Source organism: Pseudomonas sp. SZ40 (assembly GCF_052958135.1).
In genome coordinates this window covers 1-22,091 of record NZ_JBQWIF010000052.1, presented here as the reverse complement: position 1 = coordinate 22,091, position 22,091 = coordinate 1, and the positions used below count along the sequence as shown (strand labels likewise).

24 protein-coding genes are annotated in these 22,091 nt (G+C 63.6%); 15 read left to right on the top strand and 9 right to left on the bottom strand.

The window, feature by feature from the left end:
• Positions 1 to 199 precede the first annotated feature (199 nt).
• Together rlmM and tusA are read left to right on the top strand one after the other, a co-directional pair.
• A complete protein-coding gene (gene rlmM, locus ACT9T4_RS24845) occupies positions 200 to 1,255 on the top strand; it encodes a 23S rRNA (cytidine(2498)-2'-O)-methyltransferase RlmM (protein ID WP_499119482.1) in 1,056 nt (351 codons plus the stop codon).
• A 57-nt stretch (positions 1,256 to 1,312) separates the two neighbouring features.
• A complete protein-coding gene (gene tusA / locus ACT9T4_RS24840; protein WP_042555655.1) occupies positions 1,313 to 1,555 on the top strand; it encodes a sulfurtransferase TusA in 243 nt (80 codons plus the stop codon).
• A 154-nt stretch (positions 1,556 to 1,709) separates the two neighbouring features.
• On the opposite strand, the gene ACT9T4_RS24835 is transcribed toward tusA, so the two are convergent.
• Positions 1,710 to 3,110 carry an MATE family efflux transporter gene (locus ACT9T4_RS24835; RefSeq protein ID WP_499119480.1) on the bottom strand — a complete coding sequence of 467 codons (1,401 nt, stop codon included), beginning with the start codon at positions 3,108 to 3,110 and terminating at the stop codon, positions 1,710 to 1,712.
• A gap of 169 nt (positions 3,111 to 3,279) precedes the next feature.
• Here ACT9T4_RS24835 and pdxB point away from each other — a divergent pair, with 169 nt between their 5' ends.
• Entirely contained in the window at positions 3,280 to 4,431 is a 1,152-nt protein-coding gene (pdxB, locus tag ACT9T4_RS24830) for a 4-phosphoerythronate dehydrogenase PdxB (protein WP_499119478.1), read from the top strand.
• A gap of 12 nt (positions 4,432 to 4,443) precedes the next feature.
• On the opposite strand, the gene ACT9T4_RS24825 is transcribed toward pdxB, so the two are convergent.
• On the bottom strand, positions 4,444 to 4,620 hold the full coding sequence (locus ACT9T4_RS24825) for a PA1571 family protein (protein ID WP_179538560.1): 177 nt from the start codon (positions 4,618 to 4,620) through the stop codon (positions 4,444 to 4,446).
• A 181-nt stretch (positions 4,621 to 4,801) separates the two neighbouring features.
• On the opposite strand from ACT9T4_RS24825, the gene ACT9T4_RS24820 reads away from it, so the two are divergent.
• Positions 4,802 to 5,374 carry a DUF1287 domain-containing protein gene (locus ACT9T4_RS24820; protein WP_499119494.1) on the top strand — a complete coding sequence of 191 codons (573 nt, stop codon included), beginning with the start codon at positions 4,802 to 4,804 and terminating at the stop codon, positions 5,372 to 5,374.
• 59 nt (positions 5,375 to 5,433) lie between these two features.
• On the opposite strand, the gene ACT9T4_RS24815 is transcribed toward ACT9T4_RS24820, so the two are convergent.
• Together ACT9T4_RS24815 and ACT9T4_RS24810 are read right to left on the bottom strand one after the other, a co-directional pair.
• Positions 5,434 to 5,721 (bottom strand): DUF3509 domain-containing protein, encoded by a 288-nt coding sequence (locus tag ACT9T4_RS24815; RefSeq protein WP_042555657.1) that lies wholly within the window; start codon positions 5,719 to 5,721, stop codon positions 5,434 to 5,436.
• A gap of 116 nt (positions 5,722 to 5,837) precedes the next feature.
• Positions 5,838 to 6,059: a hypothetical protein gene (locus tag ACT9T4_RS24810; RefSeq protein WP_042555658.1), complete on the bottom strand. Its 222-nt coding sequence runs from the start codon at positions 6,057 to 6,059 to the stop codon at positions 5,838 to 5,840.
• 448 nt (positions 6,060 to 6,507) lie between these two features.
• Here ACT9T4_RS24810 and dnaX point away from each other — a divergent pair, with 448 nt between their 5' ends.
• The 6 genes from dnaX (at position 6,508) to ACT9T4_RS24780 (ending at position 13,947) form a co-directional block, all read left to right on the top strand.
• Complete coding sequence (gene dnaX / locus ACT9T4_RS24805; RefSeq protein WP_499119476.1) at positions 6,508 to 8,610, top strand: DNA polymerase III subunit gamma/tau; 2,103 nt, start codon at positions 6,508 to 6,510, stop codon at positions 8,608 to 8,610.
• A 17-nt stretch (positions 8,611 to 8,627) separates the two neighbouring features.
• Positions 8,628 to 8,954 (top strand): YbaB/EbfC family nucleoid-associated protein, encoded by a 327-nt coding sequence (locus tag ACT9T4_RS24800; protein ID WP_042555660.1) that lies wholly within the window; start codon positions 8,628 to 8,630, stop codon positions 8,952 to 8,954.
• 182 nt (positions 8,955 to 9,136) lie between these two features.
• Complete coding sequence (gene recR, locus ACT9T4_RS24795; protein WP_042555661.1) at positions 9,137 to 9,736, top strand: recombination mediator RecR; 600 nt, start codon at positions 9,137 to 9,139, stop codon at positions 9,734 to 9,736.
• 127 nt (positions 9,737 to 9,863) lie between these two features.
• The gene (locus ACT9T4_RS24790) at positions 9,864 to 10,370 is read left to right on the top strand and encodes a sigma-70 family RNA polymerase sigma factor (RefSeq protein ID WP_499119473.1); all 507 of its coding nucleotides are present in this window, start codon (positions 9,864 to 9,866) and stop codon (positions 10,368 to 10,370) included.
• A gap of 3 nt (positions 10,371 to 10,373) precedes the next feature.
• Complete coding sequence (locus ACT9T4_RS24785) at positions 10,374 to 11,321, top strand: FecR domain-containing protein (protein WP_499119471.1); 948 nt, start codon at positions 10,374 to 10,376, stop codon at positions 11,319 to 11,321.
• Between the two features lie 136 nt (positions 11,322 to 11,457).
• Complete coding sequence (locus ACT9T4_RS24780) at positions 11,458 to 13,947, top strand: TonB-dependent siderophore receptor (protein ID WP_499119469.1); 2,490 nt, start codon at positions 11,458 to 11,460, stop codon at positions 13,945 to 13,947.
• 79 nt (positions 13,948 to 14,026) lie between these two features.
• Here the strand turns inward: ACT9T4_RS24780 and ACT9T4_RS24775 are convergent, their stop codons facing one another.
• Positions 14,027 to 14,938, bottom strand: a complete 912-nt coding sequence (locus tag ACT9T4_RS24775) for an AraC family transcriptional regulator (protein ID WP_082045876.1) — start codon at positions 14,936 to 14,938, stop codon at positions 14,027 to 14,029.
• A gap of 278 nt (positions 14,939 to 15,216) precedes the next feature.
• Between ACT9T4_RS24775 and ACT9T4_RS24770 the strand changes: the two genes are divergently transcribed.
• Both ACT9T4_RS24770 and ACT9T4_RS24765 read left to right on the top strand, forming a co-directional pair.
• Positions 15,217 to 15,954 carry an SDR family oxidoreductase gene (locus tag ACT9T4_RS24770; RefSeq protein WP_042555665.1) on the top strand — a complete coding sequence of 246 codons (738 nt, stop codon included), beginning with the start codon at positions 15,217 to 15,219 and terminating at the stop codon, positions 15,952 to 15,954.
• 85 nt (positions 15,955 to 16,039) lie between these two features.
• A complete protein-coding gene (locus tag ACT9T4_RS24765) occupies positions 16,040 to 16,291 on the top strand; it encodes a putative quinol monooxygenase (RefSeq protein WP_499119467.1) in 252 nt (83 codons plus the stop codon).
• Positions 16,292 to 16,353: 62 nt separating this feature from the next.
• On the opposite strand, the gene ACT9T4_RS24760 is transcribed toward ACT9T4_RS24765, so the two are convergent.
• Complete coding sequence (locus ACT9T4_RS24760) at positions 16,354 to 16,782, bottom strand: organic hydroperoxide resistance protein (protein ID WP_042555667.1); 429 nt, start codon at positions 16,780 to 16,782, stop codon at positions 16,354 to 16,356.
• Positions 16,783 to 16,984: 202 nt separating this feature from the next.
• Entirely contained in the window at positions 16,985 to 17,434 is a 450-nt protein-coding gene (locus ACT9T4_RS24755) for a MarR family winged helix-turn-helix transcriptional regulator (protein ID WP_499119466.1), read from the bottom strand.
• Positions 17,435 to 17,629: 195 nt separating this feature from the next.
• On the opposite strand from ACT9T4_RS24755, the gene ACT9T4_RS24750 reads away from it, so the two are divergent.
• The gene (locus tag ACT9T4_RS24750; protein WP_499119464.1) at positions 17,630 to 18,019 is read left to right on the top strand and encodes a hypothetical protein; all 390 of its coding nucleotides are present in this window, start codon (positions 17,630 to 17,632) and stop codon (positions 18,017 to 18,019) included.
• Positions 18,020 to 18,068: 49 nt separating this feature from the next.
• Here ACT9T4_RS24750 and ACT9T4_RS24745 read toward each other — a convergent pair whose 3' ends face one another.
• The gene (locus ACT9T4_RS24745; RefSeq protein WP_179538556.1) at positions 18,069 to 18,335 is read right to left on the bottom strand and encodes a YgaP family membrane protein; all 267 of its coding nucleotides are present in this window, start codon (positions 18,333 to 18,335) and stop codon (positions 18,069 to 18,071) included.
• A 28-nt stretch (positions 18,336 to 18,363) separates the two neighbouring features.
• Entirely contained in the window at positions 18,364 to 18,741 is a 378-nt protein-coding gene (locus ACT9T4_RS24740; protein WP_179538555.1) for a Rho termination factor N-terminal domain-containing protein, read from the bottom strand.
• A gap of 222 nt (positions 18,742 to 18,963) precedes the next feature.
• Here ACT9T4_RS24740 and ACT9T4_RS24735 point away from each other — a divergent pair, with 222 nt between their 5' ends.
• Both ACT9T4_RS24735 and ACT9T4_RS24730 read left to right on the top strand, forming a co-directional pair.
• Positions 18,964 to 19,362: a DUF2513 domain-containing protein gene (locus ACT9T4_RS24735; RefSeq protein ID WP_052493848.1), complete on the top strand. Its 399-nt coding sequence runs from the start codon at positions 18,964 to 18,966 to the stop codon at positions 19,360 to 19,362.
• A 19-nt stretch (positions 19,363 to 19,381) separates the two neighbouring features.
• Positions 19,382 to 21,838 (top strand): glycogen/starch/alpha-glucan phosphorylase, encoded by a 2,457-nt coding sequence (locus ACT9T4_RS24730; protein ID WP_042555672.1) that lies wholly within the window; start codon positions 19,382 to 19,384, stop codon positions 21,836 to 21,838.
• Positions 21,839 to 22,091 lie beyond the last annotated feature (253 nt).

Below are 22,091 nucleotides of genomic sequence, written 5' to 3'. Positions count from 1 at the left end.
TCTGGTTTTGGCAGAGGTTCTCTCCAACTCTGCGCACTAATTCCCTTACGGCTTGCGATGAGCCGTGGTCCGGTCTTGCGCCGGGCGTGAAACGCCTGTGTGGCGGGGCCGGTAAATGCCGGGATTCTGTTCACTGGACAGGGGGCAGGCGCCGCGGGTTCCAGTTTTCGCTATCATGCGCGGCCCAAGGAGAGCCCTGATGAAGACTTTGTTGCTGCACTGCCGCCCCGGTTTCGAAAACGAGGTGTGTTCGGAAATCTCCGAACATGCGGCCCTTCTCGACGTACCCGGCTACGCCAAGGCCAAGCCCGATAGCGCCTGCGCCGAGTTCATCTGCGCTGATGCAGAGGGCGCCGAGCGCCTGATGGCGGGGCTGCGTTTCAGTCAGTTGATCTTTATCCGTCAGTGGGCTCGGGGGCGTTTCGTCGAGCTGCCCGAGAAGGACCGCATCAGCGTGCTGCTCGAGCACCTGGCGCCGTTGCCGGCCTTTGGCAGCCTGTGGCTGGAGGTGCTGGACACCAACGACGGCAAGGAGCTGTCCGGCTTCTGCAAGAAATTCGAAGGTCCGCTACGCAAGGCCCTGACGGCTGCCGGCAAACTGGTGGAGGATGGCCGGGCACCACGCCTGTTGCTGACGTTCAAGAGTGGCCGTGAAGTGTTCCTGGGCATGGCCGCGGCGAACAACTCGGCAATCTGGCCCATGGGCATTCCGCGGCTCAAGTTCCCCCGTGAAGCACCAAGCCGTTCGACCCTGAAGCTGGAAGAGGCCTGGCACACCTTCATCCCCCGCGAACAGTGGGACGAGCGTCTGTCGGGCGAAATGACCGGCGTTGACCTTGGCGCCGCACCCGGCGGCTGGACCTATCAACTGGTACGCCGTGGCATGCTGGTGACCGCTATCGACAATGGTCCGATGGCCGAGAGCCTGATGGAAACGGGCCTGGTGAAGCACTTGATGGTCGATGGTTTCACCTGGAAACCCAGGCAGCCAGTGGACTGGATGGTCTGCGATATCGTCGAGAAGCCCGCCCGCAGTGCCGCACTGCTGGAAACCTGGATCGGCGAGGGACATTGCCGCGAAGCGGTGGTCAATCTGAAACTGCCGATGAAGCAGCGCTACGCTGAGGTACGGCGCCTGCTCGAGCGCATTGCCGACGGGCTGGCGGCACGCAAGGTCAAAGTCTCCATCGCCTGCAAGCAGCTGTATCACGACCGCGAGGAAGTGACCTGCCACCTGCGGCGGTTGGGCAAATAAGGCGTCGCGCTGCCTGCACGCTACTGACTAGACGATTCGATATTCGCGGAGCCCCTGATGCTGGATTCAACACCTGACGACACCCTCGACGCTACCGGGCTGTTCTGCCCGGAGCCGGTGATGATGCTGCACAACAAAGTGCGCGACCTTGCGGCCGGTGGCCTGCTCAAGGTGATCGCCACCGACCCCTCGACTCGCCGTGACATCCCCAAGTTCTGCGTGTTTCTCGGCCACGAACTGGTGGACCAGGCCCAGGACGCAGAAACTTATCTGTACTGGATTCGCAAGAAAGCCGATTGAGCGCTGCAAGGCGTTAGCGGACCTTCGATTTGGTGGGCTAAAGCCCATCCTACAGCCGCGCATCTAACCGTAGGGTGGGCCGGGCGGCGATCCGCTTCAGTCCACCAATTGGCGCCCCGCAATCAACGGCGGCTACCGCCTTCTTGCTGTCAATTCACGCTTGGCTGCTTTCGCGTCCCGGCGCCGCGGCCAGCCAGATCCGCCGCTTGGCGCTGCTTTTCAGGCGCAGTGTCAGCATCAGGGCGGCGCAGGTCAGGCCGACGATCAACCCTTCCCAGAGCCCGGCGGGGCCGCTGGCCGGGCCGAACAGGTCGGTCAGGCCGAGCAGGTAGCCGACCGGCAGGCCGATGCCCCAGTAGGCGAACAGGGTCATGATCATGGTCGCCCGGGTGTCCTGATAACCGCGCAGAGCGCCTGCGGCGGTGACCTGCAGGGCGTCGGAGAACTGAAACAAAGCGGCGTAGACGATCAGGCTGGCGGCCAGGGCGATCACTTCGGGTGCGGGGGTGTAGATCTGTGCGATCTGCTCGCGCATCAGCAGCATGCAACTGGCCGACACGCAGGCATAAGCCAGCGCGGTAACCATGCTCACCCCGGCGGCGAAGCGCGCCTCACGCGGCTCGCCACGGCCCAGGGCCTGGCCCACGCGCACCGTGGCGGCCATGCCGATGGAGTAGGGGATCATGAACACCAGCGAGGCGAAGTTCAGGGCTATCTGGTGCCCGGCGACCACCTTGGCACCCAGCCCGCCGATCAGCAACGCAATCACCGCGAAGATGCTCGACTCGGCGAATACCGAGATGCCGATTGGCAACCCTATGCCCAGCAGGCGCTTGATCAGCGGCCAGCTCGGCGGGTCGAAGCGCTGCAGCGGCGTGGTGTCTCGATAGGCCGGTGCACGGCGAATCCACCAGATCATGCCCGACAGCATGAACAGCATCACCAGTGCCGTGGCCCAACCGCAGCCCACGCTGCCTAGCGGCGGCAAACCGAGCTTGCCGTAGATGAGTACGTAGTTCAGGGGGATGTTCAGCAACAACCCGAACAGGCCCACCACCATGGCGGGGCGAGTACGGCCCAGGCCGTCGCTGTAGCAGCGCAGCACATGGAACAGTGCCACGCAGGGAAAGCCGAACGCCACGCCGTGCAGGTAGCCCATGGCGGGCTCGATCAGGTCCGGATCGACCTTCATCAGGCGCAGGACGAACGCGGCGTTCCACAGCACGATGCCGGCCATGCAGCCCACCGCGAGGGCCAGCCACAGTGCCTGGCGCACCAGCGGGCCGATCTCCCCATGCTGCCCGGCACCGAAGCGTTGCGCCACTTTCGGCGTGGTAGCCAGCAGGATGCCGGTCATCAGCAGGAACACCGGCACCCAGATCGAATTGCCCAGCGCTACCGCCGCCAGATCGCGGGCGCTGAAGCGCCCGGATATCACCGTGTCGACGAAGCCGATGGAGGTGTACGCCAGTTGCGCGATGATGATTGGAGTGGCCAGAGCCAGCAGCGTGCGCAACTCGGTGCGTACGCGCTGCAGGCGGGAGAATGCAGGCATCGGGGTTCTATGATCCGTGGAAAACCGCACAGTCTACGCGTTGACGGATCGGTCAGGAAAGGCGCCGGAGAACGGTTTCCGGCGCCGCCCAGCCGAAGCCCGGTTGTTTTTCGTGCAGAGCCCGAGCAGTGCATCCGGTTACAATGCCTGCCTGATTGCGGAGATTCCCATGCGCATAGTCGCCGACGAAAACATTCCCCTGCTCGATGAGTTCTTCGCCGGTTTCGGCGAGATTCGCCGCTTACCCGGTCGTGCCATCGATCGTGCCGCCGTTGGCGATGCCGAGCTGTTGCTGGTGCGCTCGGTAACCAACGTCGATCGTGCGCTGCTGGAAGGCAGCCAGGTGCGCTTCGTCGGCACCTGCACCATCGGCACCGATCACCTGGATCTGGAATATTTCGCCGAGGCCGGCATCGCCTGGAGCAGCGCACCGGGTTGCAACGCCCGTGGCGTGGTGGACTACGTGCTGGGCAGCCTGCTGGTGCTCGCCGAGCGCCTGGGCAGCGACCTGCCACAGCGTACCTACGGTGTGGTCGGCGCAGGCCAGGTCGGCGAGCGGCTGGTGCATGTGCTGCGCGGCCTGGGCTGGCGGGTGCTGGTCTGCGATCCGCCACGCCAGCGCGCCGAAGGCGGGGACTTCGTCGACCTGCAGCAGATCGTCGAGCAATGCGACGTGATCAGCCTGCATACGCCGTTGACGCGCGACGCTGAGTTCGCCACCCGGCATCTGATCGATGCGCACTGCTTGCGGCGGCTGCGCCCCGGCGCCTGGCTGATCAACGCCAGTCGCGGTGCGGTGGTGGATACCGCTGCGTTGCGTGAGCATCTGCAGCAAGGGGCCGATCTGCATGTGGTGCTGGACGTCTGGGAAGGCGAGCCGCTGGTGGAGCCAGCCTTGGCTGCGCTGTGCCATATCGCCACCCCGCACATCGCCGGTTACAGCCTGGACGGCAAGCTGCGTGGCACTGCGCAGATCCATGACGCGTTCTGCCGACACCAGGGCATCTCGCCGCAGGTGCAACTGGACGCTCTGACGCCCGAGCGCTGGTTGCCGCGCCTCAGCATCGGCGCCGGAAGCGAACCTGCCTGGGCGTTGGCGACGCTGTGCCGTGCGGTCTACGACCCACGCCGCGATGACGCTGACCTGCGTCGCAGCCTGGTCGCGGACGAGCAGGCACGCAAGGCCGGCTTCGACCTGCTGCGCAAGCAGTACCCGATGCGGCGCGAAATAGAAGGGTTGGAGGTGGAACTACGTGGCAGTGATCAGGGGCTGCATGCGCTGATCACGGCGCTGGGGGCACGCGTGATCAGCGCTCGTTGACAGCGGTGGCGGTCAGGCAGGATTTTCGTCCCTGGGCTTGACCCACTGCTTGTCCAGCTCGCTGCAGGCTTGCTGGATCATGCTTTCGGTGATCGGGATTTCCCGGCCGCGAGGATCGATCACCGCACCATGGGTGGTTTCCGACTCCGCACTGGCTTGATTGGCGTGTTGCTCGTCAGGGCTGCTCATCGTGGTTTCCTCATCAGGTGTTCGCACTGTCTGCCGGGCATCTATGCTTGGCGACGTTATCTGGCGATGGGGGGCATCCCAATATGGCTTCAGCCTTGCCCACCCATACTGTCGCAAAAAATTACCGGATAAAGAAGAGTGTCCGGCGAACGGTTTTGGCTTGAGAGGGAAGCATGGCGTGCTGAGATCATCATTATTGCTGCTGAGCTGTCTGCTGAGTCTGCACGTATTTGCCGTGGAGCCGGCGAAGTTGGTGGATGGGGCTCGTCAGCAGGTCGGTGTGACCCTTGCCTACGATCCCGTTTACCGGCGCATCGACTACCCTGGCGGTGATGTGCCGATGGAGACCGGTGTCTGCACCGATGTGGTGATCCGCGCATTGCGCTTGCAGGGCCTGGATCTGCAGAAAGCGGTGCATGTGGACATGGCGGCGAATTTTGCCGCGTATCCGAAGCATTGGGGGCTGAGCCGCCCCGATCGCAATATCGACCATCGCCGGGTGCCCAATCTGATGACCTGGTTCCGGCGCCAGGGCATGGCGTTGCAGGTCAGTCGGGAAGCCCGCGATTATCGTTCGGGCGATATCGTCACCTGGGATCTGGGGCGCGGCCTCACCCACATCGGCATCGTTTCCGATCGACTCTCGTCGACCGGAGAGCCGTTGATCCTGCACAACATCGGCGCTGGCACCCGGGAGGAGGCCATTCTGTTTCGTTTCACCATCACGGGTCATTACCGCTTCCCGGCCGGCTGATCCCAGAAACGACGAAGCCCCGCGCCGGTCAGGCTGCGGGGCTTCATTGCGGACACGTATCAGGCGTGGTGGTAGCTGATCACGCTGTCCTGTTCCTTGAGCATCTTGCGCATTTCTGCCGGGATGTTGCCGGCTCTGACGGCGAGCTCGAGGCGGATGTCTTCGAGGCTTTGGGCGAAAGCGTTCGAGTCGTTCAGCTGCAGCTTCTGCAGCACCCGGCTGTACGCAGTGGTATCGGCTTCATCGATCAGGGAGAGAACGATGCTGCCGTCCGGGCGAGGCCGACTGAAGGTGGCGCGTAGGGGGGCGAATAGCTGGTCGACAAGCTGTCGATTACTATTTTCCATTGACGAACTCCAGTTGAAGTATGAATACCTATGAGTGACCAGGATTCATTAAGTTCGACGATGGCTACTATTTCGCTCCCTTAATCGTGACGTTGTTTGCAGATTCGCCTGCGAGATCAGCGACGCAGTGCCTGGCGGGCACGTTCGATCACACCTTTCAGGGAATCGTCGCAGTATTGGCCGGGGTAAAGGCGCTGGCTGTGCTGGGCGACACCGGTATGGTCCACGACCGTAAAGCTGAAGCTGCCCTTGCGGGTTGCCAGGATATGGCAGGCAAGCGGAGCGAAGGCGTTGGACAGGGTATGGATGGCGGTCTGGATTTGTTGGTTGGTATTCATATTTGGGTGTTTCCTGATACTACGGGCGCATGATCGCGCCATATAAAGAGGGCTCCGGGCACTGGCTTGGGCCAATACGATTGTTTGTCGGAGCGGACTGCGCGCTTTTAAGTTCCACCTATTTGCTGAGGTGAAAGCTAGAGCGGGTCTGTACGTCGGAAGACTGGCGAAGGTCGACGCGTGAGCGGGACGGCCAGATCAGTCAGAGGAGGGGGTCTTGGCGGTTGTGCGTGCATCCTGTGGATGCCGATTGCCAGGAAACCATCGGGAAGGCCTTGAGGCCGAATGACTTGCAGCGTGGTACGAACGGGATGGACTATACGTGACTGTATAAAATTTAGCCAGCCCCGTTTCCGATCTTTTTCATGTCCGCCAATCGGCGTCGCACTGATAGGCCGATTTGAGCTAGCATTAGTCCTCTTTTGCTTTCCTCTGGCGACGGTTTTCAATGAGTTATCAGGTTCTTGCACGCAAATGGCGCCCGCGGTCGTTTCGCGAAATGGTCGGGCAGACCCATGTGCTGAAGGCACTGATCAACGCACTCGACAGCCAGCGCCTGCACCACGCCTACCTGTTCACCGGTACCCGGGGCGTGGGCAAGACCACCATCGCGCGGATCATCGCCAAGTGCCTGAACTGCGAAACCGGCATCAGCTCCACCCCGTGCGGCACCTGCTCGGTGTGCCGGGAGATCGATGAAGGCCGTTTCGTCGATCTCATCGAAGTGGACGCCGCCAGCCGCACCAAGGTGGAAGACACCCGCGAGCTGCTCGACAACGTGCAGTACTCGCCGAGCCGCGGACGCTTCAAGGTCTACCTGATCGACGAAGTGCACATGCTCTCCACCAGCTCCTTCAACGCCTTGCTCAAGACGCTCGAGGAACCGCCACCCCACGTCAAATTCCTGCTCGCCACCACCGACCCGCAGAAGCTGCCGGTCACCGTGCTGTCGCGCTGCCTGCAGTTCTCGCTGAAGAACATGCCGCCAGAGCGCGTGGTCGAGCACCTGACCCACGTGCTGGGCGCCGAGAACATTCCTTTCGAAGACGATGCCCTGTGGCTGCTCGGCCGTGCGGCCGACGGTTCCATGCGCGACGCCATGAGCCTGACCGACCAGGCCATCGCCTTCGGTGAAGGCAAGGTACTCGCCGCTGATGTGCGTGCCATGCTCGGCACCCTCGACCATGGTCAGGTATACGGCGTGCTGCATGCGCTGATCGAAGGTGACGCCCGCGGCGTGATCGAAGCCGTGCGTCAGCTCGCCGAACAGGGCCCGGACTGGAGTGGCGTGCTGGCCGAAATGCTCAATGTGCTGCACCGCGTGGCCATCGCCCAGGCGCTGCCGGATGCGGTGGACAACGGCCAGGGTGATCGCGACCGTGTTCTCGGCCTTGCTCAGGCGCTGCCGGCCGAAGACGTGCAGTTCTATTATCAGATGGGCCTGATCGGCCGACGCGACCTGCCGCTGGCGCCGGATCCGCGCGGTGGCTTCGAGATGGTCCTGCTGCGCATGCTGGCGTTCAGGCCGGCGGGCGAGGGTGCTGCGCCGAGGGTGGCGCTAAAGCCACTGGGGATCAGCCAGGCCAAGGCTGATCCCCAGACAACGCCGGTGGCCGACGCAGCGCCTGCTGCGTCAGCCCCTGTTGTCAGTGCCGCGCCTCAGGCCAGCGTCGCCCCCAGTGTGCCGACGCCGGCCGCAGCCGTGCCGCCGCCAGTAGCGCCACCTGTTGCCGCTGCCATCACGCCACCGGCAGTTGCGCCCGTGGCCGTTGCTGCCCCTGCCCCTGCGCCTGTGGTCACTCCGCCGTGGGAAGAGGTGCCGGTCGAGGCCAAGGTCGCCGAACCCGCAGTACCGGTCGACGACACGCCTCCGCCGCCGGTCGCCGTGCAGGCGCAGCCTGAGCCGAAGGTCGAAGAGCCGGTCAAGGCCGTAGAGCCCGAGCCGGAAGTGGCGCTGCCCGTTCCCGAGCTGGCCGACGTGCCGGTGATCGACAGCAACTACCTGAATCCACCGGACAGCGATGACGAGCCACCACCCGGTGACTACGACTACGTGGCGATGGATGCCGAGAATCTGGATTACGATTTCGCCGATGCGCTCTCCGACGAGCAGCCGCAAGCCGAACCCGAGCCTGCCTCGCTGCCGGCTACCGGCTTGGCGGCGGACTGGCTCGAGCTGTTCCCGAAACTGGGCCTGGGCGGCATGACGGGCAGCATCGCCGCCAACTGCAGCCTGATCGCCGTCGAGGGTGACAAATGGCTGCTGCACCTGGATCCGGCCCATAGCGCACTGTTCAACGCGACCCAGCAGCGCCGCCTGAACGATTCGCTCAATGCCTACCATGGCCGTGAGCTGCAACTGGACATCGAGCTGATCAAGCCCGAACAGGAAACGCCTGCCCAGGCTGCCGCCCGCAAGCGCGCCAATCGCCAGCGCGAGGCTGAAGCGTCGATCCAGAACGATCCATTGATTCAACAGATGATTTCGCAGTTCGCCGCCTCTGTGCGTGCGGGCAGCATCGAACCCGTCGATACCGTCGTTAATCCCTGACTACCGAGGACAACATCATGATGAAAGGTGGCATGGCCGGCCTGATGAAGCAGGCACAGCAGATGCAGGAAAAAATGCAGAAGATGCAGGAAGAGTTGGCCAACGCCGAGGTAACCGGTCAGTCCGGCGCCGGTCTGGTCAGCGTGGTGATGACCGGTCGTCATGACGTCAAACGCGTCAGCCTCGACGACAGCCTGATGCAGGAAGACAAGGAAATCCTCGAAGACCTGATCGCCGCTGCCGTCAACGACGCCGTGCGCAAGATCGAAGCCAATAGCCAGGACAAGATGTCCGGCATGACCTCCGGCATGCAGCTGCCGCCCGGCTTCAAGATGCCGTTCTAAAGCAGTCGATCCTGGTGGGCTGAAGCCCACCCTACGGCTGTGGGGGCGGGCCATACGCGCGAAAAATCGCGGGCATGGCCCGCTCCCACGGATACTGCGTCAATGGCCGCTTTCGCCTCGAAGCGTCCGTACCGGCGCTATGCCGTCAAACCTCTCCGCTTTCATCGTCGAGCATCCGCGCCATGAGCTTCAGCCCCCTGATCCGCCAACTGATCGATTCCCTGCGCATCCTGCCCGGTGTCGGCCAGAAGACTGCCCAGCGCATGGCCCTGCAGTTGCTCGAGCGCGACCGCAACGGCGCCGTACGGCTGGCCCAGGCGCTGAACCAGGCCATGGAGGGGGTCGGTTACTGCAAATCGTGCCGCAGCCTCAGTGAAGACGAGGTCTGCCAGATCTGTCTCGACCCGCGTCGGGACGACAGCCTGCTGTGCGTGGTCGAAGGGCCGATGGACGTATACGCCGTGGAGCACACCGGCTTTCGCGGTCGTTATTTCGTGCTCAAGGGGCACCTGTCGCCGCTCGACGGGCTGGGTCCCGAGGCCATCGGTATCCCCGAGCTGTTGCAGCGCATCGAGGCAGGCCAGTTCAGCGAAGTGATCCTGGCCACCAACCCGACCGTGGAAGGCGAAGCGACCGCCCACTACATCGCCCAGCTGTTGGCCGGTAAAGGGCTGGTAGCGTCGCGCATCGCCCACGGCATGCCGCTCGGTGGTGAACTGGAACTGGTGGATGGCGGCACCCTGGCTCACGCCCTGGCCGGCCGTCGGCCGATCAGCATCTGAGCCGCAGTAGCCTGGGTATCGCTATGCTCAGCCCAGGCTGCGGATCAGCAGCCTACGAATCCCTGTAATTCGCTTCTGAGAAGCATTACCATTCATGCCTCGTCCAGGTGCGGTGATGGTGTGCTCGATGTCGCTTGTTTCCTCTCAGCAGTCCCTGCAACAGTTGTATCGCGAGCACAGCAGCTGGTTGAACGGCTGGCTACGCAGGCGGCTGGGCTGCGCCGAGAATGCCGCGGATCTGGCGCAAGACACCTTCCTGCGCGTGCTCAGCAAGGAACGCGAGCTGCCGGCGTTGCGTGAGCCTCGGGCCTATCTGTCGACCATCGCCCACTCGCTGCTGGTCAATCACTGGCGGCGCCAGGCGATCGAGCGTGCCTACCTCGAAGCCCTGGCGTTGCAGCCGGAACAGCATGCGCCCTCGCCGGAAGCGGCCGAACTGATCATCGAAACCCTGCTGGCCATCGACGCCATGCTTCTGCGCCTGCCGGGCAAGGTGCGCGAGGCTTTTCTGCTCTCGCAACTGGAAGGCCTGACCTACGCCGCCATCGCCCTGCGCCTGCAGGTGTCCGAGCGCATGGTGAAGAAGTACATGGCCCAGGCCATGCTGCAGTGCCTGTTGCTGGTGGAGAGCTGAGCGATGAACGCCGATCACCATACCCTGCAGGAGGCGGCCGAGTGGTTCGCGGTGCTGGCCGACCCACCCGTCAGCGACCATCATCAACAGGCCTGGCGGCAGTGGCTGGCAGCGCGCCCCGAGCATGCGGCGGCCTGGCAGCGGGTCGAAGCGATCAGCGGCCAGTTCACCCGGCTGCCCACCGATACCCGCCGCCAGGCTGCCGGCCAGGCGCTGCGCAGCACGGGTCGAAGTCGCCGTCAGGTGCTCGGCCTGTTCGCGTTGCTGGGGGCAGCGGGCATGCTGACGGTGGCGGGGCAGGGGCGTCCGTGGCGCGCCTGGGTCGCCAGTGAGCGAACCGCTACCGGGGAGATCCGCGCCACGCGCCTGGCCGATGGTACCCACCTGTGGCTGAGCAGCCGCACTGCGGTGGATGTCGACTACAGTGCGTCGACCCGCCTGTTGCGACTGTTTCAGGGCGAGGTGCTGATCGAGACCGCTGAGGATCCGCGTCCGCTGCTGGTGCATGCCGTGCACGGGCGCCTGCAGGCGCTGGGTACCCGCTTCGGCGTGCGTGAGGGCCATGGCTTCACCCTGCTCAGCGTCTTCGATGGGGCGGTGCGCATCGAGCCTGGCAGCGGCGGTGCGCCGCTGGTCCTGCAGGCAGGCAATCAAGTGCGTATCGGCCCTGATGGCATTGCCGCGGGGGAGCCGGTGGAGCGTGCCCGCGAGGCCTGGAGCCGGGGTGTACTGCTGGCCGATAACCGCCGGTTGGGCGACTTCATCGAAGAACTCGCCGAGCACGTACCTGGCTATCTCGCCTGTGACCCACGGGTTGCCGACCTGCGGCTGGTCGGCGCCTATCCACTGGGCGACACGCAGCGCATTCTCGATGCGTTGCAGGGCAGCCTGCCGATACGGGTCAACCGCCGCCTGCCGTGGTGGGTGACGCTCGAGCCGCTACAGGGTTGAAGATTTCGGGCAATGCGCCGTTTTCGCGCTATTGGCAAAAAAATTCAAATCAGCGGTTCCCCTTTTTCATTTTCGCTTGGCTTCAGTGCATCCGGCCCTTGCGTGTCATGCGCGGCCCCTGCAATGAGGAAGTCCCATGTACTCGAATCCCCGTTTTTCGCCGAGCGCTCTGCGGCGGTCAATTCGCCTTGCCACGCTGACGCTGGCGGCCTTGTCGCCGCTGCTTGGTCATGCTCAGGTCGTCGAGGCTGATAGCTACCAGCAGAGCGCGCGCAACTATCAGATTCCCACTGGCCCGCTGTCGGCGGCACTGAGCCGTTTCGCGGCCGAGACGGGTGTCCTGCTGTCGGTGGATGCACGCCTTACCGAAGGCAAGCAGAGCCCGGGACTGCAGGGCGAGTTCGGCATCGACGAGGGCTTCTCCCGCCTGCTGCAGGGCAGTGGCCTGCAGGCCACGGCGGACGGTAATGGCGGCTACTCGCTGCAGGCCGCCCGCCAGGCCGACGCTGGTTCCGTCGAGCTGGAGAGCACCGCCATCCGTGCCTTTGCCCTCGGCAATGCGCTGGGCAGCATGGACGGCTACAACGCCACCCACAGCAGCGTGTCGACCAAGACCAGCAAGGAGTTGCTGAAAACCTCGCAGAGCGTTTCGGTGGTCACCCGCGAGCAGATCGAGAAGCAGGGCGCCGCCAGCGCTGCCGATGCGATGCGCTACACCCCGGGCGTGCTCACCAACCCCTATGGCAACACGCACCGCTACGACTATTTGGCGATTCGCGGGATCAACGACGGCGCGGTGGACAACATCATCATCGATGGCCTGAAGTCCATGGGTGATCCTGGCTCCTACAGCAGCCTGCAGATCGACCCGTACTTCATCGAGCGTATCGACGTGCTCAAGGGGCCATCCTCCGTGCTCTACGGCCGCAGCAACCCAGGCGGTCTGGCGGCCATCAGCACCAAGCGGCCCGAGTTCACCCAGGCTGGGCGGATGGATGTTTCCTACGGCAACAACAACCGCAAGTCGCTGGGTTTCGACGTCACCGGGCCGTTGAACGAGAACATCGCCTATCGCGTCGTCGGGCTGGCCAGGGATGCCGACTCCCAGGCCGACCACGTCACCGAAACCCGCTATGCACTAATGCCCAGCCTGGCGCTGAACCTCAGTGAAGACACCTTCATGACCCTCTACGCCTACCTGCAGGACGACCCCAACGGTGGCTACCACGGCAGCCTGCCGGCCTCCGGTACTCTGCACAAACGCAATGGTCAGCGCATCTCCAGCAGCTTCTTCGAGGGCGATCCTGCCGTCGAGGAGTTCACCCGCACTCAGCAGATGGTCGGTTACGAGCTGGAGCATCGTTTCAACGACACCTGGAGCACCCGGCAGAATTTTCGATACCTGGATGCGCGGGTAGCGAACAGCCAGATCTGGGGCTCGGGTTACCTGAGCGATACCAGCAACGAACTGTACCGTGGTTACAGCGTTGGCCAGGAGCGTTTGCACGCCTGGATCGTCGATAACATGATGCAGGCCGAGTTCGCCACCGGTGCCGCCCAGCACACCGTGGTGCTGGGGCTGGATTATCAGTACTCGAAGAACAAGATCGCCAGCCAGCGTGACAACTCGATACTGCAGCCGCCGGGCTCGGTCACGCCCATCGACGTGTTCGACCCGGTCTACTACACCAATGGCCTGACCGCCATCACCCCGGTGAGCGATGCGCTGCGGCGCCAGAAGCAGACCGGTCTGTACCTGCAGGATCTGGTCGGAATCGACAACTGGAACCTGTCCGTCGGCCTGCGTCAGGACTGGTACGACGTTTCCATCGACGACGAAATCGCCGGCCAGAACGACAGCCAGGGCGAGAAACTCAGCGGCCATGCCGGTGTGCTCTATGCCTTCGACAATGGCGTGTCGCCCTACGTCAGCTATTCGACCTCGTTCAACCCGACGTCCAACTACTCCAGCGGTGCGCAGATTCTCGACCCCACCACCGGCGAGCAGTGGGAGGCCGGTATCAAGTTCCAGCCGCCCGGCACCGACGACCTCTACACCCTGTCGTTCTTCAATCTGGAAATGGAAAACCTCTACGCCAAGGAAAACAGCCTGATCACCGACAGCTTCTACAAGGGCGTGGGCGGGATCGAGTCCAAAGGCGTTGAACTCGAGGCGCGTTTCCGGCCCATCGACAACCTGCAACTGATGGCCAGCTACACCTACGCGGACGTCTCCTACAGCAAGTCCTATTTCGTCAACAGCGGCACGGGCGTGGTGGATGCCAACGGCAACAACCCACCGCAGACCCCCGAGCGGATGGCCACGCTGTGGGCGGACTACAGCTTCACCGCCGGGGCGCTCGCCGGCGTTACGGTTGGCGCCGGTGCGCGTTACGTGGGCAAGAGCAAGGGCAGCGAGCTGAACGACTTCGAGGTGCCGTCCTACACCCTGTTCGATGCATCCGTCGGCTATGACCTGACCCAGGTCGGGCTACGCGGAACCTCGCTGCGACTCACCGCCAACAACCTTACCGATGAGTACTACGTGGCTTCCTGCTATTCGGCAGTGGCCTGCTACCTAGGTGAGGAGCGCAGTGTTACCGCAACCCTTACGCAAAGGTTCTAGGGGGCGAGGGTTCTTGGCGGCAGATGTAAAAAAGCGCGTCACCGACCCCGATCGGTGACGCGCTCTTTCGGGTCTGCGATCAGCCCGCGTTGCGCAGCCTGTGCATGTCGCGCAGGGGGGGCGCGCCGAACAGGCGGCTGTATTCACGGCTGAACTGGGACGGGCTTTCATAGCCGACGCGGAAGCTGGCCGACGCCGCTTCCAGGCCTTCGCTGAACATCAGCCTGCGCGCTTCCTGCAGGCGCAGCTGCTTCTGGTACTGCAGCGGGCTCAGGGCGGTGACTGCCTTGAAACGGTGGTGCAGGGTCGAGGCGCTGAGGTTGACTTCACGGGCCAGCTCTTCGATGCGCAGCGGTTTGTCGTAATGCTGGTTGATCCATTCGATCGCCCGGGCGATGCGATGGCTCTGGCTGTCCGCCATCACCAGTTCGCGCAGGCGTTGACCCTGGGGGCTGCGCAGCAGGCGATAGAAGATCTCGCGCAGCGCCAGCGGCGCCAGCATGGCGGCATCGCGCGGGGTATCGAGCAGGCGCAGCAGGCGGATCACCGCGTCGAGCATCGACGGATCCAGGCGGTCGACGAACAGGGCACGGTTGGCGCCGGGGTTGGGCAGGCCGATGGGGCCGGCTTCGGCGAGCAGGCTGCTGATCATCGCCGGGTCGATGTCCAGTTTCAGGCTCAGGTACGGCACTTCCGGCGTCGCCTCGACGACCTGACCGGTGACCGGCAGGGTTACCGAGGCCACCAGGTAGTTCAGCGGGTCGTAGAAGTACTGTTCCGCACCGAGACGGATCTCCTTGCGGCCCTGGGCGATGATGCACAGGCAGGGTCGGTAGAGCGTCGGCATCGGCAGGCTGGGCGCTGCCGTGTAGGCGAGGCTCAAACCCTCGATGAGGGTATCGTGCATGCCTTCCGAGGGCGTCTTGCGCTTGATCAGACTGGCAAGTTCGAGTTGCCGGGCGGCCAGTTCATCGAGCTGATCGGGTTGCATCATGGGGTCACTCCTGAGTCTGGGCGCAGATTATCCGGGATTTGCCCAGACGTCCTGCGCGGCAGTCGCACTCCACAGGAATGGGCAAGCATAAGAGAGGAATAGGCAATTTCCTGTAGGGGCGCCAGCACTCATGGGCGAGACGCGATGAAACCAAAACCGCATCAAGCAGAATCAGGCAAGAATGTTCCAGTAATCGACTAACGCCAAATCGCCCTGATCCTTAATCTCTGGACCTATCGCGGCGCAGTGAGCCGCACTCACCAGAGGATCTCGTCATGTCCAATATCCAAGAAAAAGTCGTACTGATCACTGGCGCCAGCAGCGGAATCGGCGAAGGCTGCGCCCGTCTGCTGGCAGAGAAGGGCGCTCGGGTGGTGCTCGGCGCACGCCGTGTCGAGCGCTTGCAGCAACTGGTCGAAGAGATCGGCGCGGCTGGTGGCCAGGCCATTGCCCGCCGCCTCGACGTCACCGACGCCGCTGACGTCCAGGCCTTCGTGGATGCCGCGCTGACCGAATACGGTCGCGTCGACGTGCTGATCAACAATGCCGGGGTAATGCCGCTGTCGATGATCGAGGCGCTCAAGCTCGACGAGTGGAACCGCATGATCGACGTCAATATTCGCGGTGTGCTGCACGGCATCGCCGCCGTGCTGCCGTTGATGCAGGGGCAGCGTAGCGGGCAGATCATCAACGTGGCATCCATCGGTGCCTATCGCGTATCGCCAACCGCTGCGGTGTATTGCGCCACCAAATATGCGGTTCGGGCGATCAGCGATGGTCTGCGCCAGGAAGTGGGTGGCGACATCCGCGTCACCCTGGTCTCCCCCGGCGTGGTCGAGTCCGAGCTGGCCGAGAGCATTTCCGACGAGGGCGCCCGTGAGGCCATGCGCGAGTTCCGCAAGATCGCCATCCGCCCCGACGCCATCGCCCGCGCCGTGGCGTATGCCATCGAGCAGCCAGCGGACGTCGACGTCAGCGAACTGGTGGTGCGCCCCACGGCAAGCATCCACTGAAGGTTACCGCTAAAAACCACCCCGGTTTTCAGTGGCGTCCTGGAAGGGGCGGCGCCAGTGTTCGGCGCCGCCCCCTGATTCCACCGTGCTCGATGCTCCACCTGGCCGCTGCGAAGAGTTGGGCGGCTACCTGCGAGACCTGCTGGAACCGCTGCGTGGCCTGGAGGGCTGCGTTGCTTTCGAACTGCAGCAGGACCGGCAACGCTGGCAACTGCGCAGCAGCTGGCGCTCTTCAGCCGATCTGGATCGCTACTTTCGCACGCCCTTGCTGCAGGAGGTGCTGGACAGCGCCTGGCGCAGCGGGGCGATCCAGCACTTGCAGAGCCGTGCCGCCTGAAACGACAACGCCCCGGAATGATCCGGGGCGTTGTCGTCGAGCGGCATGCCGTCAGCGGGCGATCACTCGACCAGCGTCAGAGTGACGTCGATGTTGCCCTGGGTGGCATTCGAGTAAGGGCACACGATGTGCGCCTTGTCGATCAGCGCCTGGGCTTCTTCACGGTCCAGGCCCGGCAGGGTGATCTTCAGTTCCACCTCGATGGCGAAACCGGTAGGCACTGCGCCGATGCCGACAATCCCTTCGATCCAGCTGTCCGGCGAGACCTTGTGCTTGTCACGGGCACCCACGAACTTGATCGCACCCAGGAAGCAGGCCGAGTAGCCAGCCGCGAACAGCTGCTCCGGGTTGGTGCCCTGGCCGCCAGCGCCGCCCAGCTCCTTCGGTGTGGTGAGAGCGACATCGAGTACGCCGTCGGAGGAAATGGCACGGCCTTCACGACCGCCAGTGGCTTCAGCGTAGGCGCGGTAGGCAACGGTTTCGATAGACATGTTGGAATCCTCTGTTCGTGGGTTGTATTTTGCGTGGTAAAGAATTGTGCGCAAGCTATTTGCTTGGAGTGGACTCTATTCCTGATTTAGTTAGTGCGCAAGGTATTTTTCACGGCTTGCCGTATCGGGCTCGAAAGCCTCGGTTCGTGGCCGAGCAGGCGAGCCTTAGTGTAGGCCTGTGGCGGCAATCGAGCCGTTGCTATCAGAGGCTTTCCTGCAACTGCTTGCGCAGTGCCGTGAGTTCGGCGGTGAGGCTTGTCAGGCGTTTGGCGGTCTGGGCACTGGCGTTGAGGATGCAGCCGGGAATCTGCCGAGCCTCGGCGTGCAGGGTACGGCCCTTGTCGGTGAGCTGCAGGTGCACCACGCGCTCGTCGCTGCTGCTGCGCGTGCGGGTGATCAGACCCTCGGCCTCCAGACGCTTGAGCAATGGCGTGAGCGACCCCGGGTCGGTCAGCAGGCGAGCGCTGATCTCGCCCACGGTGATGCCGTCACGTTCCCACAGCACCAGCATGGCCAGGTACTGCGGGTAGGTCAGCCCGAGCTTCTTGAGCAGCGGCTTGTAGACCTTGGTCATCGCCAGGGAGGTCGAATGCAGGGCGAAGCACACCTGGTTGTCGAGCAGCAGATCAGCGCAGGTGTCGTCGGTGGTCATGAAAGCTCCGGAATGAGGGGGCAGGGCGGTTGGCGCAATTTATCGCGCCCGCAGCACCTATACCAGTTGTTTGCGTGACCCAGCGCAGACGAGCTGCCCTGTATCCGTCATACAATGCCGCGTCGCTGACCAGCGTCCTGCAACATGGGGCATGCGTGCTGGGCAGCCCGATTGAATTTCACGGGAGTGAAACGCATGAAAACCTCGATGGCCGGCCTCGCCGCGGCGCTGATACTGGCGGGTTGCAGCCACACCAGGCCACCGGCGCCGCAAGTACCCGTGACGGGCAAGATCAACCCGACGCGTGTCATGGTGACCCCGTCCGATGCCGACACCGAGGCGGCCAAGGCCAGCCTGTTCACGGCGATCGACCCGCGTGGCATCAGCTTCGACTCCCTGTTCGGTACCGCTGCCAGCCGTGCTGGCGATGACCTGGCGGTGTGCGGCTTCGCCAGCCGCGACGAGCAGCCGGGCGCCCTGTATTTCGCCTACTACAACGGCGAACTGCTGCTCTGGGACGAAGCCGCACCCCACGGCACCAGCACGGAAAACCAGTTCCTGGCGATGATCTGTTCGTACCGCTGACGGCCCTGCGCAGCTCGACGCGGACGCACCCGCTGGCACGTCCGTCAGATCAACCCTGACCCAGCAGGCGCTGCGGCGCGGGTAGCCGCTTCACCGTGTCTGCCGGCTTTCTTGAGGCGGCCATGCGCCGCTTCGCCGGGCAGATACCGGTCACTCCGCGAAACAGGCCCAGCGCGCCTGCAGCGATGTCCACTAGGCCGAAGACGCCGCGTACGGCAAGCCCCTTGCGTATCAGCATCACCCCACCGGCAATGGAAATCACCCGTTCCATGGGCGCCAGGTTGATCGCGCTATCGTGCTTGGTGTGTTCGGTCATGTGCTACTCCGTTCGAGGGGGTCGCGTATCAAGAGGCTTTCTTCAGGGCGCTGATCAGCTGCGCCTTGCGCATGGTCGAGCGGCCGCTTATCTGTCGGGCGCGGGCCAGATGCAGCAGTTCCTGCTTGCTCTGGCTTTCCAGCGGCCGATCAGGGTGCACCTCGCCGCGGCGCGTGGCCGCAGCGCGTTGAGCCGAGTCCTGGCGGGCCCTGGCTTTGGCCTGGGAGCTGGTGCCACGCCCGGATCCGCCAAGGCGTTCACCACCACCGGATTGCTTGTTCACGGTCGCCCAGGCGCGAGCGCGGGCTTCGTCCGTGGGCACGCCGCGTTGCTCATAAGTGGCTTCGATCGCTGCAGCTTTGCGTTTCTGGGCTACGGTGTACTTGTCTTTGCTTCCGCTTGGCATGGGCGTCTCCTCGCGCTTGATGGAGCAGAGACCGGCGCGCGGCCAGTAGCGTTGTGAAACGCGGCGCGCGAGGCGAGTTCATGACGACGGATGAATGGTCGTCGGCAAATGCATCTATGGATTGAACTCTGTCGCACGTGGGGTACTCATTGCTAAGGACTTTGGGGCAGGGCTCTGGAATGCGCCTGACCAGCCACCGACAAATTCATGAGGAGATCGACGATGAAACGAGATTGGGAACTGATCCGTGAGCTGCTGCTGCAGATCGAGGCACTGGAGACCGGGCATCATTTCTACCCGCAGGACGTCGGCCAGCACTCCGCTGAAGCCGTCAGCTATCATATTCATCTGATGTGCCAGGCCAATCTCATCGAGTGTTCCCAGCATCACCCGTGGAACGGTGCGCCAGTCGCCATCGCCAATGGCCTGACCCTGACCGGCCACGACCTGCTCGACGGCATTCGCGAAGAAGCGCTGTGGGAAGCCAAGAAAGCCTTCCTGCAGGCACGCGCCGGTGGCATCACCTACGAAGGCCTGAAGAACGCACCAACCGCCGACTCCATGTTGTTCGCCGCCAACCGCGGTGCCGATGAGGGCCACAACGGTCACGTCTATAACTGATTCAGGGAGTGAACCTGTGATGGCCGAGGAAGCAGCGAAAGCAACAGACCACGTCGAAACTTTCAAACAACTGATCCTGGCCAAGCTCAGGTATGCGGTCGGCAAGGACCCGGGCAATGCTTTCGACCACGACTGGTTCGAGGCCGTTGCGCTGGCAGCCCGTGATCACTTGGTCGATCACTGGGAAGACGCCTCGTTGCAGGTCGACCGCCAGGACCAGAAGCGGGTCTATTACCTCTCGCTGGAGTTCTTGATCGGCCGTCTGCTGGTCGACAACCTCAGCAATCTCGGCCTGCTCGACACCGCTCGCGAGGCGCTCTCGCAACTGGGTGTGGATTTCGAGCAGATCCGCGACATGGAGCCCGATGCGGCCCTGGGCAACGGTGGCCTTGGCCGCCTGGCCGCGTGCTTCATGGAAAGCATGGCGTCGCTGAACATCGCCGCCCATGGTTACGGCATTCGCTACGAGCACGGCCTGTTTCGCCAGGTGGTGGTCGATGGCTGGCAGCAGGAGCACACCGAAACCTGGCTGGACTTCGGCAACCCCTGGGAGTTCGAGCGCCCGGAAGTGAGCTACCGCATCGGTTTCGGCGGCAGCGTTGCCAACCTCGCCGGCTCCGGCGAAGTGCCTCGCCACGAATGGCTGCCCAACGAACAGATTCGCGCCATCGCCTATGACACCCCCGTGGTCGGCTGGCGCCATTCCAGCGTCAACACCCTGCGCCTGTGGCGGGCCCGCGCCGAGGAAGACCTCAAGCTGGAACGCTTCAACGCCGGTGACCATTTCGGCGCGGTAGCCGATGTGGTCAAGGCCGAGAGCATCTCCCGGGTTCTCTACCCCGCGGACAGCACCGAGGCAGGGCAGGAGTTGCGCCTGCGTCAGGAATTCTTCTTCGTGTCCGCCTCGCTGCAGGATCTGATCGCCCGGCATCTGGAGCTGAACCTCGACATTCACTCGTTGCCCGACCGCGTCGCCATCCAGCTCAACGACACCCACCCGGCGATTGCCGTCGCCGAGCTGATGCGCCTGCTCGTCGACGTGTATCGCCTGGAATGGTTCGAGGCCTGGAAGCTGACCGTCGCCACGCTGTCCTATACCAACCACACCCTGCTGCCCGAAGCGCTGGAGTCCTGGCCGGTATCGCTGATGGAGCGCCTGCTGCCGCGGCACATGCAGATCATCTACCTGATCAATGCGTATCACATCGATTCGCTGCGGGCCAAGGAGATCCATGACTTCGAGCTGCTGCGCTCCATCTCGTTGATCGACGAAGACAACGGTCGTCGCGTGCGCATGGGCAACCTGGCATTCCTGGGCTCGCACAGCATCAACGGGGTGTCGTCACTGCACACCAATCTGATGCGCAAAAGCGTATTCAGCGACTTCCATCGCCTGTACCCCGAGCGCATCAACAACAAGACCAACGGCGTGACCTTCCGCCGCTGGCTGTATCAGTCCAACCCGCAACTGACCGAGCTGCTGGTCGGCGCGGTGGGTGATGAACTGCTCGATAACCCGGAAGCCACCCTGCGCAAGCTCGAGCCGTTCGCGGCCAAGGCATCGTTCCGCAAGCAGTTCGCCGCTCAGCGCCAGCACGCCAAGCGCGAGCTCGCCGAGTTGGTTCGCGAGCGTATGGGTATCAGCCTGGACACCCAGGCGATCTTCGACGTGCAGGTCAAACGCATCCACGAGTACAAGCGGCAACTGCTCAACCTGCTGCACACCGTGGCGCTGTACCAGGCGATGCGCAACGACCCGGCCACCGACTGGGCGCCACGGGTGAAGATCTTTGCCGGCAAGGCCGCGGCCAGCTATCACCAGGCCAAGCTGATCATCAAACTGGCCAACGACATAAGCCGCACCATCAACGTCGATCCGACCCTGCGCGGCTTGCTCAAGGTGGTGTTCATCCCCAACTACAACGTCAGCCTGGCCGAGGTGATCATCCCGGCAGCCGACCTGTCCGAACAGATTTCCACGGCGGGGCTGGAAGCGTCCGGTACCAGCAACATGAAGTTCGCCCTCAACGGTGCACTGACCATCGGTACCCTGGATGGCGCCAACGTGGAGATGTCCGAGCAGATCGGTCGCGAGAACATGTTCATCTTCGGCATGACCGCTCAGCAGGTGGCGGCGCGTTCGCGTCGTGACCTGAACATGAGCGCCGAAGTGGCCGCCTCCGAGCGCCTGGCCGGCGCCCTGGAAGCGATTCGCTCCGGGGTGTTCTCGCCGGACGATCCCGGTCGCTATGTTGGCCTGATCGATGGCCTGCTGGCTCACGACCGCTTCCTGGTGTGTGCCGATTTCCAGGCCTACTGGGACGCGCAGCGCAAGGTCGACATGCTCTGGCGCACCCCGGACCGCTGGTGGCAGGCGGCGGTGCTCAACACCGCACGTACCGGCTGGTTCTCCTCCGACCGCACCATCCGCGAGTACGCCAAGGACATCTGGAAAGTAGGCGGCATCGGCGACTGAGCGATACGCATGCAATGAACCAGCGCCCGTCATCGGTCACGAGACGGGCGCTTTCTTTTGCCTGAAGAAAGAACGCCGCGCGACCGCGCGGCGAATGGTGGTCCTGACGCGTTGTTGCGGTAAGCCGCCCATCGCATCGCCCGCAAGCGGGCTCCTACGGAGTGGGTGGCAGCGCTGTTTGCGTAGGAGCCAGCTTGCTGGCGATTTTTGGTTTGGATGCGTTGTGGGGGTATGTCTGCCAGATCGCATCGCC